12 protein-coding genes are annotated in these 13,444 nt (G+C 50.8%); 8 read left to right on the forward strand and 4 right to left on the reverse strand.

The features are described from left to right. Window positions 1-323: 323 nt before the first annotated feature. Window positions 324-626: an H-NS histone family protein gene (locus tag BFF94_RS16025; RefSeq protein WP_128844039.1), complete on the reverse strand. Its 303-nt coding sequence runs from the start codon at window positions 624-626 to the stop codon at window positions 324-326. Window positions 627-850: 224 nt separating this feature from the next. Between BFF94_RS16025 and BFF94_RS16030 the strand changes: the two genes are divergently transcribed. After that, a complete protein-coding gene (locus BFF94_RS16030; RefSeq protein ID WP_128844036.1) occupies window positions 851-1,435 on the forward strand; it encodes a hypothetical protein in 585 nt (194 codons plus the stop codon). Window positions 1,436-1,465: 30 nt separating this feature from the next. Here BFF94_RS16030 and BFF94_RS16035 read toward each other — a convergent pair whose 3' ends face one another. The 3 genes from BFF94_RS16035 to BFF94_RS16045 all read right to left on the reverse strand — a co-directional run bounded on the left by BFF94_RS16035 (window position 1,466) and on the right by BFF94_RS16045 (window position 3,150). After that, window positions 1,466-1,621: a hypothetical protein gene (locus BFF94_RS16035; protein WP_158061997.1), complete on the reverse strand. Its 156-nt coding sequence runs from the start codon at window positions 1,619-1,621 to the stop codon at window positions 1,466-1,468. Window positions 1,622-2,042: 421 nt separating this feature from the next. Further along, the gene (locus BFF94_RS16040) at window positions 2,043-2,447 is read right to left on the reverse strand and encodes a DUF2384 domain-containing protein (RefSeq protein WP_128844034.1); all 405 of its coding nucleotides are present in this window, start codon (window positions 2,445-2,447) and stop codon (window positions 2,043-2,045) included. Window positions 2,448-2,847: 400 nt separating this feature from the next. After that, window positions 2,848-3,150: a DUF6471 domain-containing protein gene (locus BFF94_RS16045; protein ID WP_201260407.1), complete on the reverse strand. Its 303-nt coding sequence runs from the start codon at window positions 3,148-3,150 to the stop codon at window positions 2,848-2,850. Window positions 3,151-3,661: 511 nt separating this feature from the next. On the opposite strand from BFF94_RS16045, the gene BFF94_RS16050 reads away from it, so the two are divergent. The 7 genes from BFF94_RS16050 (at window position 3,662) to BFF94_RS16080 (ending at window position 13,425) form a co-directional block, all read left to right on the forward strand. Further along, window positions 3,662-4,450 carry a PDDEXK family nuclease gene (locus BFF94_RS16050; RefSeq protein WP_143269649.1) on the forward strand — a complete coding sequence of 263 codons (789 nt, stop codon included), beginning with the start codon at window positions 3,662-3,664 and terminating at the stop codon, window positions 4,448-4,450. 119 nt (window positions 4,451-4,569) lie between these two features. Continuing rightward, window positions 4,570-6,996: a TnsB C-terminal domain-containing protein gene (locus BFF94_RS16055; RefSeq protein WP_128844028.1), complete on the forward strand. Its 2,427-nt coding sequence runs from the start codon at window positions 4,570-4,572 to the stop codon at window positions 6,994-6,996. A 130-nt stretch (window positions 6,997-7,126) separates the two neighbouring features. Further along, window positions 7,127-8,659: an ATP-binding protein gene (locus tag BFF94_RS16060; protein WP_246637356.1), complete on the forward strand. Its 1,533-nt coding sequence runs from the start codon at window positions 7,127-7,129 to the stop codon at window positions 8,657-8,659. Between the two features lie 68 nt (window positions 8,660-8,727). Then, the gene (locus BFF94_RS38575) at window positions 8,728-10,092 is read left to right on the forward strand and encodes a TniQ family protein (protein WP_504740295.1); all 1,365 of its coding nucleotides are present in this window, start codon (window positions 8,728-8,730) and stop codon (window positions 10,090-10,092) included. A 76-nt stretch (window positions 10,093-10,168) separates the two neighbouring features. Further along, window positions 10,169-11,764, forward strand: a complete 1,596-nt coding sequence (locus BFF94_RS16070; RefSeq protein ID WP_128844025.1) for a TnsD family Tn7-like transposition protein — start codon at window positions 10,169-10,171, stop codon at window positions 11,762-11,764. Window positions 11,765-12,604: 840 nt separating this feature from the next. Further along, window positions 12,605-12,835, forward strand: coding sequence for a hypothetical protein (locus BFF94_RS16075; protein WP_128844024.1), 231 nt, complete (start codon window positions 12,605-12,607; stop codon window positions 12,833-12,835). 410 nt (window positions 12,836-13,245) lie between these two features. After that, window positions 13,246-13,425, forward strand: coding sequence for a hypothetical protein (locus BFF94_RS16080; protein ID WP_128844023.1), 180 nt, complete (start codon window positions 13,246-13,248; stop codon window positions 13,423-13,425). The last annotated feature ends 19 nt before the right edge of the window (window positions 13,426-13,444 follow it).

Raw genomic sequence — 13,444 nt, forward strand, 5'->3', positions numbered from 1 at the left:
ATGGAAACTATCCCGTCAACCTGCCGTTGATGCAAGGCGTCTCGCGGTACTGACGATCTGACTCGTCATGGTGTCAAGCCAAGCGGTGGTCACGGTATTGTCGTTTGCAGCTGGTGGTCAAACGAGTTACGAATCGGCGGGAATAGCCTAATCAATATTGGAACTAGGCCACCGGCCGTTGTTGGCCCGTCCACCGATTCTGGTGCAGGGGCGACTAAAAGCGGCCGATTTTTGCTTTCGGTCTTGGTTGGAAAAATCCGACTCAACAAAAATCGGTACTTTTTACTCGTGGCAAAAAGTACCGATTTTCGCAAAGAACAAACTCATTCTTGGATCAAGAATCGATTCCGGTTCTTTGCGTCCTTGATCCAAGCTGGTGCGCGACCGCGGCCTGACCATGTCGCGCCAGTCTTCGGGTCACGATACTTTGCTTCCACCGTCGCCGTCGCTTTTTTTGCGCCAGCTCGACCTCGCCGCCCACCGAAGATGTCCTTCTCGGTGAGGCCGTACTCCGCGACCTTGGTGCGGATGTCATCGACGACTGCTTGTAGCTCGGCTATGCGTGCAGCTTCAGTTTGTTCTGCCAAAGTGTCCATTTTTGCTTTCAATTCTTTGTATGTTGCCATATGCTCCTCCAATGGTTAAAGGGTGCATAATAACCTCAATAGCTCGAAAGCGTAAGAATCGGGCTAGTACCTACGTCCTGTTTTCCCGTCTTGGTATCCCATTCCCCCTGATCTGCATGCCGCTCGTGCGGTATCCTGCCGTAGGCGTGCGCGAACGCGATCCGAGCGTTTGGGCTAATTGCTTGACCGGGGCCGTTCCAGTCGAAAAATGGTGAATATGGAACATGGTGAAAATCGCAGATCCTAGGGTTGCTGTTGCTATCAGCATTGCCGCATTAGTGGGGACGGCATGGCAGGCGTACGAAGGGGGTGTTGCCAACAAATTCAATCAGGAAGCGTTGAATATCGAGGTTGCTCCAAATGCTATTCCGCTGAAGCGAGTAGATAAAGTCCTCTGCTTCAGCGGACCCGCTGTGGTGTACCTATCGTGGCAAGTTACTATCTTCAACGCGTCTACACAGCCAGTGACTATTAAGGATATATTTTCGATGAGTCAGTCACCTGGCGGTACAACTGCTGGTTTAGCGCCTCTCAGCCTGAAAGACGGGCCAGTAGGCCAGCAGTTTCCTGCGGTGATAGATGCGAAAAGCTTTAAAAAATTTACCGTATCAGTCCCAGAGGTAACATCCCCGGCGTTTGATTCGTGGTTCCGCATGCACGGGGGTTGTAACGGCCAGGTTGATTGGGCTGGGGCGCTAGATCGCCACGGATTTTTCGATACAGGATGGCCTTCGCCGAGGGCCGTCAGTGCGTACTTCAGGGTTACGACAGGCGAAGGGAATATTTTCAATGCAATATCGACGTGGTAGCTCTCGATGTCTCGGGTGTGTTCAGTATATCTAACTCAACAGCAGGTCAAAGTCAGGAGCGCTGCTGGTCATCCGGAAGCACTGACGCTTCCCGTCCAACAACGCGATCAACACGGCGTTCGAATAACGGGCGATGTCGATCGCAACCAGGTTCAGGGGCAGCGTACCTTCCAGCAAGTCAGCCATTTCAGTGTCCTCTGGCGGGCGGTGAACGGGCAATACAAAGGATGCCCGTTACCCCTGATGGCTGACATTCTGCATGTACTACGGTCTGGAGTTCGCTGGTACCTGAGCCAAGCTCAGTCGAATTCCATCGTCATTCAAAGGGCTGTCCCTGAAAGACGAGTTTGGCGACGGCAAGATCCGACGGGCGAAACTAGCAGCGGTTCGCGAGGGTAACTTACGCGGTCCGAAAGCGGACATCTTTATCTAATTACTACATTCGAAGTCATATCCGGATTCAGATATCGTAGCGCCAGCTACATCCCAATGTCGCATGTTTCATTGGGCGTGCCGTCGTGCAGCGTTGAAGGAATAAGCCCAAAACAGCAGGGTGCATACACTCGCCCGCGGGGGGCTTGGCGGCAGACCCGCTCACATGCGTCCTTCATCCGAGGAATCCTGCCTCGACCATCTGCGGATACTTGATCGCCGCGTCCGCGCGCCCCTCAGATGCAAGAGTCAGCGCCGTTTTGTAATCAAACTCGCGAAGCGGTTCGTTCTTGAGCCAGAAAATCGCACGCTCGACGTCGCCTGAGACGTCAGTGGCTGCGCGGAGCACACGGAGCGTTTCGCGCAAAAAGCGCTGGACCGTCTCGGAATCCGGCGCATGGCTGATCGTGTTCCGATCGACATGAGCTTGTGTAGCGAGATCCTGCAGTTCGAGACGAAGCACGCTGATGTAGCGACGCGGTGAAATCGACACCTGGCTGGCATCGGCGTCATGCAGGTAGTTCATCAAGGCGCCGAAATCAGCCTTGAACGTCGGAATGACTTCAGCTTGAGCGGACATTTTGCGACTCCAATACGACACATAAGCTATGGAATAGTAGCGCGAAGGCTATTGCTTGGCCCAAGAGGCGAAAGAATTATCGGGGCCGATCGGGAAGGCTTGCAAAGCGACGTGAAAGACATCGATGAACTAGGGCACGTCCACGTTCGTGCGTTGATCGCGACCATTCGAAACCTTCCGCCCGGCGATCGTGGGCGATGCCGGGCGGACGTGCTCCATGCGGTCGCCGGCGGCTCGTGGGAGTGGCAAATCGGCTGGATTTGCCGTCCGGAAATGGTACCCCGCGTCTGAGCCGTGTGGTGAGCGGGGCGCTCGCCTTGCGAACGGCCTCGTCAATGAAAAACCCCCGAGGGTTGGAATGGTGTCCAACTCTTGGGGGGCAATTCACAATGTAGGCCGTTTATATATGTATCGAACTCGACGAATCCGGAATGGGGACGTCGATCGACACCTGTGCGATGTCGACAGCTCTCATGCAGAGAATGAAGAAGGCAAATTGAAAGGTTCCTCTTCGAACCTTCTGGGCGATCGACGCTTCAGTTTCGGCATGCCCCAGTGCAGACAGTTTTTCCGCAAGCTGTGCGTACGTGATACCGCGTGCTGACAGCACTGTCTTCAGCGAACGCCGCGCGAACTCGGTGTAGTCGAGGTCGTTTGCAGATGCGGTGCCAGAGATACCTTGCACTTTACGGCGACTTTGCATAGTATCTCCCTGGGCATGCGTGTCTTGTCATAGTTTCTCAAAATTAGATGATTTTTCTCCACATCTGGAGTAAATAGATCATTTATGATAGCGTCTATCGAGATGTGGCAAACCCCTGCTGCCCATCGTGGGCGGCTAAACGCGCAGTTTAACAAGTCCCGTGCAGCGTGCCGATGGTTCACGCATGTGCTGGGTGGCCGCTTGACCCGGTGCGGTGCGCTTCCTCGGGGCGCGCCGATGTCTTCGTCCCGCGGGCACTGGGCGTCGAGTTCACGCATCTAGGTCTTTGCTCGAACAAACTTACCGAACATCGCTCAGCGCTCAACCACCGACCCGAACGAGCCAGTAGGCGGGGTAGAACCGAGTTGCGCGACAGTGAGCTACGCAGTCTCTGTCGTCTGTATCAATAAATTAAGGACTCCTAGGCTATTGCTCATTTCGAACGCTGTCACTTTGGGGAGCGCACGTGAATCCGGATGCCTACAGCAAATCTGATCTTAGGCGAGAGCGAATGCGTCAAGAACGCCGTGGCGTGGGAGACGGAGGCGAATATGTTCCTGGCTTGACTCAACGGGAGATGGGCAGCATTGGCCGCGCGCATCGATTTGTCTGTACTCGCTGCGGTGGCCGCCAAATTGCTCTGCCATCGGACATGGCATTAGCAGTCTTCGTCGAGGAGCATTGGGATCAACGCACATGCGACCTGAAGGAATATTTCCCGCATATTGATGTTGAATCTACGGTCAAAATTGCACAGGGATTGGGGGTTCGACATCCAGTGTTTTCGGACGGAAGCCCAGCCATTCTGACGACAGATCTTCTTGTTTGTAGGCGGAAAGAGGATCGTTATCAATGGAGCGCGATTGAAATTATGTCTGCTCGCGCAGAGATTTCGGATCCTACTGTTAAATTTCTGATCAAGCAGGAATACTGGCGAAAATTGGGCGTATCGATGCGAATCGTACGATCAGATGGATTGAATAGCAACCGAGCAAAGCACCTCTGGTATTTGTTCAATGTCGCCGAGGAATTTCTTCTTCGGGGTCTAACCGAAGACATGAGGATCACTCAGAATACCCTTCTCAGAGAACTCACTTCGGCGCGTGACGCGACCCTTCTCCAGTTCTGTCATCGGGTTGCTGATATTCATGGTTTCGCTCGCCGTGATGGTGTCGCTGCTATTCGTCGACTCATCGCGCTGCGCCTGGTTGAGTGTTCTCTTGATGTGCCGAATCTACTGGCACAAAGTCTCCGTGGTATCAAAGTATGTCGGAATAAATTCGAGGCAGAGATAAGATGACTCCACTGGCGGGCATTATTTTTAATGATGTATGAGACGTATTTCTGACAACGTCAATTAACGAGCGATGAAATTTACTAAATTGATTGCCGGATGTTCAGATATGGAGATGCAAAGGCGTGGAGAAACATTTTGGAGGAGTTCCGGCTCTTAGGGAGCTATACCGTGAAGCGTCGACCGGTAAGCTGTATCGTGTGGTTCATGTTCATGGGCGTAAGGCAGAGGTAATTCTATGTTTTATGTTTGGGTCTAAGCTAATCCTTAAGTATGTGCCAATGCATGAGTTTCGCGAGCGTAGTGCAGTAGAGTACGAAGGAGAGGGTAAACTACTTAAGGTAAAGCAGGGTGACGATCCATATGGATTTTTAGATAGAATTAAAAGAACGACGCTTGGAAACAAAATACTGAGTGACCTCAACTGGAAGCGAATCGAGCCACTCGTGAACAATCCAGATCATTTCTATCGTACGCTCTTCCGAGGGGCGGATAGAACGCGCATCTTGCAAGATCTCGCGGACGAGTGTGGCCTAGCAATCCAGGGTATTCGAAAGTTGCACCGTGAATACCTCCAAAGAGGTATGACCGCTGTGTCGGTCATTGGTGACTTGTGGCGTTGCGGGCGACGCATACAGCCGCCTCGATATCAGGATGGCGAAGAGGCGGAGTCAATTGAAATTGTGCGGAAGTATGAGAAGCGACCGGGGCGTGCACCGTCCAGGCGAGGTGAGCACGCCATACCCACCGAAGCGCTACATCGTTTGTTTGAGCAATGTATCGACATCTATGTCACCAATAAAATGGGCCCGTGGAGGCTCGACCTCAGTGAGGAAATGAGGAGAGAAATAGAGAGATTCAATGGCAGGGTGCTCTTCGGCGCGATGAGGCGAAAGCGGAGGTCATCAGCGCGGGTCAAAGCGGGGCGTCGCAAACGGATTTCCAGCCCGTCCGGCCGCCGCTCCGGCAAACGAACCAGAACAACCTGGCAAGACCTTGCGGACTTTCTAAACTACGTGTGCCGCTGTACAAGAGTGGTTCGGGATCTCAGTGGTCAAGTGATCGAACTCGAATTGGCGCCAGTCGGGATAGTTACCGTTCGGCAATTAACACATTACTATCGTTCACGAGTCGATCTCGATATCCAAAAGAAGCGAGCAATGGGGCCGAGGGAATATGCCCTCGTGGGTCGTCCTAAGCGAGGTCATGCGCTCCAGCATTCAGTAGGGCCCGGCGCAGAGTATATGATCGACGCAACGATCGCGGACGAGTATCTGGTGCTTTCCTACGATAGAACGATTGTAGTCAAGCGCCCGACCGTCTATTTGGTCATGGACGTAAGTAGTCGGATGGTCGTTGGACTTCATGTCACGTTTGATCCGCCTTCGTTCGAAGGCGTTGCGCTAGTCTTGGAAAATATCGCTACACCCAAAGATGAATTCTGTGCTCGATTCGGAATCGACATCGAATGGAGCCTCTGGCCGTGTGAGTATTTTCCATTGACCGGATTCATCACCGACCGTGGCAGCGATTTCATGCACTATGCTGCCTGGCAGTCGATCAACAAATGTCTTGCGACATCCATCAGTAACACACGAGCTTGGGACCCCACGATGCGCGGGTTGATGGAGAGGAGGTTCGGCATCATACCGGCTCATTATCAACGCGCGAGTTTCGGTGTAGTCGAAGCGGATGCCGCGACCCGAGGAGCACCGCATTATGCTTGGGAGGCTACCTTGACGATAACAGAGTTCGTAAAAAAACTGATTCGAGCAATTCTGCGATACAACCAGACGCCAATCGGCCGCGAAGGGGCCATTCCTGAGATGGTGACCGCAGGGTTGGCCGACACGCCGCTGAATCGCTGGAACTGGGGGTTGGATAATTTGACTGGAAGTTTGCGTAAATATTCCATCGATGAGGTTCGGCGTGCGACTTGGCCGTCTGAACTGGCAAAGCCAACGGATCGAGGCTTGCGCTGGCACGGTATTTATTATACATCGCCGTTGATCGAGTCAAAACTTATTCACTGTTGGGGAAAGCGTGTGGGAGAAGGGGTCGAGATACGCTTCAATCCAGACGATCTGTCGAAAATAATCGTCTTGGGTGATGACCATTGGGAATACGCACGCCTTGCCGGTACAAATAGAGTTTCCCCTGAAAGTATGACTCTAATGGAGTGGGAGATATATAAGTATCTCGATAAACGTAACGCCCGAGAACAGCATGATGCGCTTGAGGCTCAACGTGCAATGGACCTATTGAATAATTCTTATGAAAATAGGGCGGCGAGACGCGAGCAAAAAACGGCGCTTAAGCAGGCTGGCATGGAGCATCCCGTGCCGCAGCGTCGAAATCATGCTGATAATAATGTTGACGCCATGAAATCACCAGCGTCGAGGTTCGGGAGATTCAAAGTAAAAAACCAGGATGTTGTTAAAGATAATGATTTTCCTGATTCGTTGAAAAAATCGCCAAAAAGCGAGTCGGAGGATGTCAATATTCTGAAAAAGATTGCGGAGGACACGAGAAAGATGCTTGATAATTTGTGATTTATGTTCCTGGTTTGTAATCGTGTCATGCGAGGAAATAATGAGGCGATCGGTTAAGAGCGCTCGGAAGTCTACCGTAACGACAGTTGAAAATTCGGATGTCGATGCATACAAGGAAGTCCCGTTGAATGTGGGCAGCGACCCGATTTTTAGCCGAATCTGTCCATCCGTTTCGGCTTGCTATCACGATTACAATTTAGAGCTGCCTGAAAACTGGGCAAGCCCGCTAATTTTAGCGTTGCCTCCGTTTGAGGAGCGCGAACAATTGGCCGCAGCAATGACGGTTGGTTTTGCCGTGCCACACTCGGAAGACGCAAGAAAACTGCATCTACAACTACGACTGCTCGCAATCGAGCGAATTTCTCGAGTCCTCGTACTAACAGAAGCCCACTTTAAACTTATCGACTGGATTCATATCTCTTTACGGCATCGGTACCGAGGACTTGTGCCAACGCGCTCATTGCGCAAGCTTACGCAAGAACATTACGAGGCGACACAGCAGGGTCACACGCAGATGATCTATGCACCGGAAACGTCGCACGCCGACTGCATTTTCATAGCGGGCTTATCAGGGGCCGGTAAAACAACGACGGTGAAGATGGTTCTAAGTATGTTTCCAATGATTATAGAGCATACTTCTTTTCGTCAAATTGAAGCGAGGTTTACTCAGGTCGTCTGGATTTTTGTGTCATGCCCGCCAAATGGATCGGTATTGACCTTGATGAAAGGGATTTTGCACTGGTTCGACACTCATCTCGGAACGTACTATGTCGAGGAGGTGAGGAGTCGGGCAAACACGGGCGATTATATAAAAGTAGTGGTGAGCAAATTAAAGAATCATCATGTTGGAATGTTGATCATTGATGAAATTCAATTTGCAATAAAATCGGCAGAGAAGACGGATTTGCTCGGTTTCGTGACGAGTTTGCTCAATGACGGAGAGTGTCTGTTTGTTCTTGTTGGGACGCCAGACGCAGGAGAGGTAATAAAAGAGACGGTGCGAAATCTCAGAAGGGTTGTCAGCAGGACATATATTTCCTTGGAATTGTTCCCAACAACGGATAATGTGATGCCACTAGCTCGAGAAATCACCGCTATAGACTTCATGCCAGAAGCACCGACCGATCCTAAGGAAATTGCAGCAACCTTGATTGAGGTCGGCGCAGGTTCGCCCGCATTTATGAAACTCGCATGGGAACATGTCCAATACGCAGGGTTACGTGGCCGAATAAAATGTATCACGCCTGCGCTAATTTCCAGCGCAGTAGTAGAAGCATTTTCTCTTGTGGAGGGATTGCTGGACGCTCTACGTAAAAGAGATCTTCTGGCGCTCGACAGGTATCGGGATACTGCTATTGCACAATTGACTGAGCTTCGGGAGCGGATGTTGATTGAAAAGGAAAGGCGGCGCTTAAAATTGAATGGTAACGCAAGTGAGGCATCGGAAAAATTTTCGAAGTGTGTCAGCGTACTAATTAATATGAATTGGTCCGATATAGATGCAGAGGCTTTCTCGAGAGATATCTTAATGAAGGATCCGGCGGCATCGGTTGAAGACGTCCTTCGGCTTGCGCTGAGACATGATGATGTGGTGCGAGAGAAGGAGTTGAAGCCGCACGGGGTGTCGCGAAAAATAGCGTCGCGGAGATCGAGGATGGGCTGATTTGTTTTCGATGAATGGCTGAATTAATGTGACTTTAAATCATTATCAATATCTTAAATGTGGTGATGATGACGATTTATCTAGATCAACCTCTTCCAGATGAGATTCTGTTTAGTGTCGTTGCGAGATATATCGAACGGGAGCGTATAATATATACGAGTTCATTTCTGAAGAGATTAATGGGGGGCGAGTCACGGTTTGATACATCGGCCGAGTTTGGTCATTTAGCAGCAGAGACAGAGCGAACGTGGGGCATGAGTGCGGATCAGATCACGGAGCGGCTCACGTTGCTACCGTTCTACTCTTCGCTCTTTCCCGGTGCTTCTCGCATAGGAGTCGTGCGACAGGTGCTGCAAGGTACGCGATGGTTGGGCTACCTCGCACCGGGTCGGCCGAGGATCAGATACTGCGAGGCTTGCTGGCGTGACGACGATCAAAGCGGAGATCCCCGCTATTGGAGGCGCGCTCATCAGCTTCCGGGCGTGGCTGTATGTCCCTGGCACGGCGACGTGCTATACAGCGCAAGTCAATCTCCTACCCACCGTCTGATGGTTTCTGCAGCCAGAAGCGTAGGTGGCCGTCCCATCGCCGCGCCCTCCACGCGTGAAAGGGAGGCATGGCAACAGGTTGCACGGCTCGCATATCGACAGCTGTGCGGTGAGAATCTCTGGGAAAATTTGGAATCGAGTAATAGACGTATGGAGATGGCGCGTCGATGCGCGTACCTTGCTGTCGGAGGTATCGATAGTAGACGGATGAGAGAGGACCTGGTTGTCCGTCTGGGCGAAGAGTATTTCGATTTATTTACTTCAAAAAGCGGTATTACGATTCCACTAGAACGCGCTGTGCTGACTGATCAAGAAATGGGTTCGCCTTGTTGTGCATTATGGGTAGACTATTTGCTTACAGACATTAGCACACGGACGATACGTGATATCAACCCTGACTGTCCGGGAAGTCGTTCTCATCGGGATTTTAATCATTGCGTGGTGCCGTGGTCGAGCCGTGAAGGCCGTCCGCACTATCTTTGCATCTGCGGTTTTTCTTTTTTCCTGACGCAGGGTGAGCGGGGCGTGTCAATCTCTCCGACGCAGGATGGACGTGATGTAGCGTTGGCGATCGTGATGCTGACCGCTAAATCGTATGCCACCTCGACGCTTGTAGCGATGCTCGGTGTACCACCTTTCATGGTCGATTCAGCGAGAAATCGACAAATTATCATCCGTGATTGGGACCGTACAACTGAACGCGCGAGGCGGTTAGTACGGTGGATTGATCTTGTTAACCACTATGGCGATCCAGATATCGCGTATAAAAAGCGCGCGCATAAATATCATGATCTTGGACGGCTCGCCAATATCCTACCGCAAGCGGTGACGCCGAAGAATGGGATGATCATTGATGAACATCGGAGAGGTAGAGGAGAGCGCTAGACAAGCATCAAAGTGAGACATCAACGACATCAGAGTCGCACTTTTACATGGCAGTCTGAAATCGTGGAGGACATGTATGGCGACATATTTGGATGAGCCGCTAGATGATGAGCCGCTGTTTAGTATTGTGGCGAGATATATTCAAAGTTCCATTGTATCCAGAAAGAAAGATCTCCTGAAGCGGCTCTTCGGGGTGGAACGCATTGTTGCAAATACCGCACTGATTGCACAGGAAACATACGCATCCTGGGGATTGTCTGCGCAAGAAGTGGCAAAGCGCATGACGATGTATCCGTATTTTGCGGCGTTCTTGTCGCCAGCTCAAGCGCACAAATGGCTTGAGCGTATTGCGAGTACAAACCATATACCACAAGGAAAAGACAGAAGAGGAGTTAAACTCGATGGGGAGTGTGACCGACATCGCTACTGTCGTTCCTGCTTTCGAGAAAACATCCAATCGGGAGACCCATTACATTGGAGGCGAACTCACCAGTTGCCAGGTGTGATCTTCTGCGTTCGACATCAGGAGTTGCTCTATGAATGGGAATATACACACTTCCTCCATAAAGTTGTTGCGGCAGGTCAAGTCGAAGGGGAACGTATTTCAATCGAAGCGACGGAGCGACAAAGATCTGCGCTGTTGGCGATAGCGAAAATATCGGATGATGTCCTGAATGAGAGGGTTTCATTCGAATCAGAGAATTTTGTTCGCAGATTTAGAAAGTATCTTTTCTCGAAGTCCCGATATTTTTTTGGGGAGCGGTACGATCAATGCGTTGCTCGACTCGTCGAGCGCACGTTCGGAGCAATGTATGTCAGAAAATATAATGTTGATCTTAGGCAAGCACATTTCAGGAAAATCAGAGGTGTGAGCGCTATGACTGCGCTTCGTGTTATCACTGCGGCTGCCTTGGTCACGCAGATTGAAGAGGATGAGACGTTAGTTGATGATACGCATTTTTCCGACCTCTTTGATAATGTTCCATCCGATTTGATTCGAAAAAAGGGGGTGCGGCTTGGGCCCATTGGTCCGCATCCATCGTCAACTTGCCCCAGCAAATTGGCCAGCCACGGGACCGGACATGCTATTAAGCATTGGCATCGCAGGACAGGCACTTATCGCGGTCAATGCAATTGCGGTATGGCAATAACATACACACTGGGCGTTGACGGCGAACCCATGATCAGGATCATAGATTGGGGCGAGCCATACAAGAGGGAGGTGATAAGGCTTGCGCGAAAAGGGGAAAATATAAAATCGATTTCAATTAAACTTGGAATTTCTCGGTCGACGGTAAAGAAAATTATAGTGAAAGCTGGGATTGAATGGCGAACGAGGGCGTCGGTTGCCCCAAGCATGAGGAATCCAAATGTAAGATTAAGCATCGAATGCCCGAGCGTTGTCGCATCGCACGGTCGTGGCCACGAAATAGACCATGTGCGGTGGAAGAAAGGGCGATACCACGGTCGGTGTGAATGTGGGTTGAAGGTCGTTTGCAAAGGTTTGCCCAATGGGGAGTATGTTTTTAGAGTTTCTTTGTGGGGTGATTTGTATGATCGAGAGGTGTGGAGATTGATTGGTCTTGGTTTTTCCAGAAATGAAATCGCTACTAAAATGAATGTACCAATTCATATTGTTGATAGCTGCAAGAGGAAATATAAGCATCTATGAGGTATTGTAAGGTCGATGGCTGGTTGTAGTAATGTAGATTAATGAAATATTTAGATGTGTGCGATGTGGGTTGTTTGGTGTGCCTGGGTGTGTAAATTTTATTATCTTATATGTGGAATTTTGCTGACAAATAAAAATGCTCTCGAAGCAAAGGGTGGGGGAGGTTATTTGTGTTATCTATTTTAAAGTTGGCATTCTATATTTTCGATATTTAAATGAGAATGTTTTGTCGTGGTTAGTAGGCGCTGAGGTCGCGTCGATTGCCCCTCACCTTGTATGCGTTTGTGTACCAAAGGATTCCAAGTTCAGCAGATTGCACATCGCAAGCGGTGCGTAATTTATCTTCTCAGTTTTAAACCGGATCTCAGTCGTTCGGATCAAGCTTCGGAGGGAGCCCGCTCAGTTAGTCACGATCAGCGGTTCGGGACTCCGTGTCAGCCGTGAAATGAGTGGGCAACGTATATCTGAATGGCCGGTCGAGCACATCTGCATTTTTAATGCGTCCCTTTTTTTATACCGCTTGAGGGTCCATGCTGGGCGTGCCAAGTGCGGACTTTGAGCCATCATGTCGCGCGTAGAATTGGGCGCCCCGACAAAAGTGCGCGCTTTCCCTGGCCAGCGGAAGCGCGGTGCTCGGTCGGAAGAGTGAGGATTTACGGGAATATTAAGTGCGTTCCTTTTTGTCCGTTGAGATCATGACGTCGACATACAAAAAAGATCGCACTTGGGAGAAGGGGGCGGAAATGTGCAAAAAAATCCGTTTGTCTATGACCCGCGCCTGCTGACGATCGGCCAGTCAAGGTAGGGTCGGCGGAACGCTCGCGAGAAGAGAAAACTACAATGACCAATACTTCTCAATGCGACCCCGACGACATGCCGATTTGCGCCAACTGCATCGGCGACGACTTTCTGCGCGACGAGATTCGGACAAGCGGCTGCACCGCTTCGTGTTCCGTGTGCGGCGCCGAGGCGATCAGTTGGGGTAGCCGGCAGTATGCCCAGCGAATTTTTTTCAATTTTCGAATCTCGCTTTGCACCTGCAAGCATCAGATTTTTTTTGGCAATTTCTGAAGATTTAAATTATATTGAAGACTCGCCTTACTACCTAATGGAGTGAGATAATGATTAAGATATCTTTTGCAGGTTATGGCGTAAATACTGACACATACGACGTGACAAGCCAGGTAACGAAAATGTATGCGGACGGCATAAGGCAGTTTCCTGCAGACAACAAAAAATGGGGGGACCCATCTCCCGGTCACGACAAGTGCCTTTTTATTGTTTGGCAGAATGGTTCAGGAGCATCTGGTTCTGCAGTTGTCACGGAAGGGAGAACCATAACGCTTCCGTGAAGTGTTTTTTTTGAGACTGAATGCGGCGTCCAAGGATTTGGCCACAACGAAATCGTGCCCATTCGCGAAACGACGCCGCATTCCGTTGCGTGACGCGCCCCGCCAGCGACGAGGGAGGATTCTATGGCTATGAACGCATCGAGCAAGTTGCGCCCGAAGGTGGTCGAGCTGCAGAAGTTCGGCCTCGCGGTGGTACTTGAACACACGGAAGTCGCCGTGGAGAAAGGATCGCTGCCGGCGCGCCCACTTCGACCGCGGTACCGGGCGAAGCTGCGCGTTCGGCGTTCGGTCGAAGCCGGAAAAGACTAAGAATTTCGGAAAGCGACAA

Source organism: Burkholderia catarinensis (assembly GCF_001883705.2).
Taxonomy (GTDB): domain Bacteria; phylum Pseudomonadota; class Gammaproteobacteria; order Burkholderiales; family Burkholderiaceae; genus Burkholderia; species Burkholderia catarinensis.

Coding starts and splice junctions, on each gene's coding strand:
- BFF94_RS16025 (WP_128844039.1), bottom strand. CDS start 626: ATGGCAACATACAAAGAATTGAAAGCAAAAATGGACACTTTGGCAGAA.
- BFF94_RS16030 (WP_128844036.1), top strand. CDS start 851: ATGGTGAAAATCGCAGATCCTAGGGTTGCTGTTGCTATCAGCATTGCC.
- BFF94_RS16035 (WP_158061997.1), bottom strand. CDS start 1,621: ATGGCTGACTTGCTGGAAGGTACGCTGCCCCTGAACCTGGTTGCGATC.
- BFF94_RS16040 (WP_128844034.1), bottom strand. CDS start 2,447: ATGTCCGCTCAAGCTGAAGTCATTCCGACGTTCAAGGCTGATTTCGGC.
- BFF94_RS16045 (WP_201260407.1), bottom strand. CDS start 3,150: ATGCAAAGTCGCCGTAAAGTGCAAGGTATCTCTGGCACCGCATCTGCA.
- BFF94_RS16050 (WP_143269649.1), top strand. CDS start 3,662: ATGCGTCAAGAACGCCGTGGCGTGGGAGACGGAGGCGAATATGTTCCT.
- BFF94_RS38575 (WP_504740295.1), top strand. CDS start 8,728: ATGACGATTTATCTAGATCAACCTCTTCCAGATGAGATTCTGTTTAGT.
- BFF94_RS16070 (WP_128844025.1), top strand. CDS start 10,169: ATGGCGACATATTTGGATGAGCCGCTAGATGATGAGCCGCTGTTTAGT.
- BFF94_RS16075 (WP_128844024.1), top strand. CDS start 12,605: ATGACCAATACTTCTCAATGCGACCCCGACGACATGCCGATTTGCGCC.
- BFF94_RS16080 (WP_128844023.1), top strand. CDS start 13,246: ATGAACGCATCGAGCAAGTTGCGCCCGAAGGTGGTCGAGCTGCAGAAG.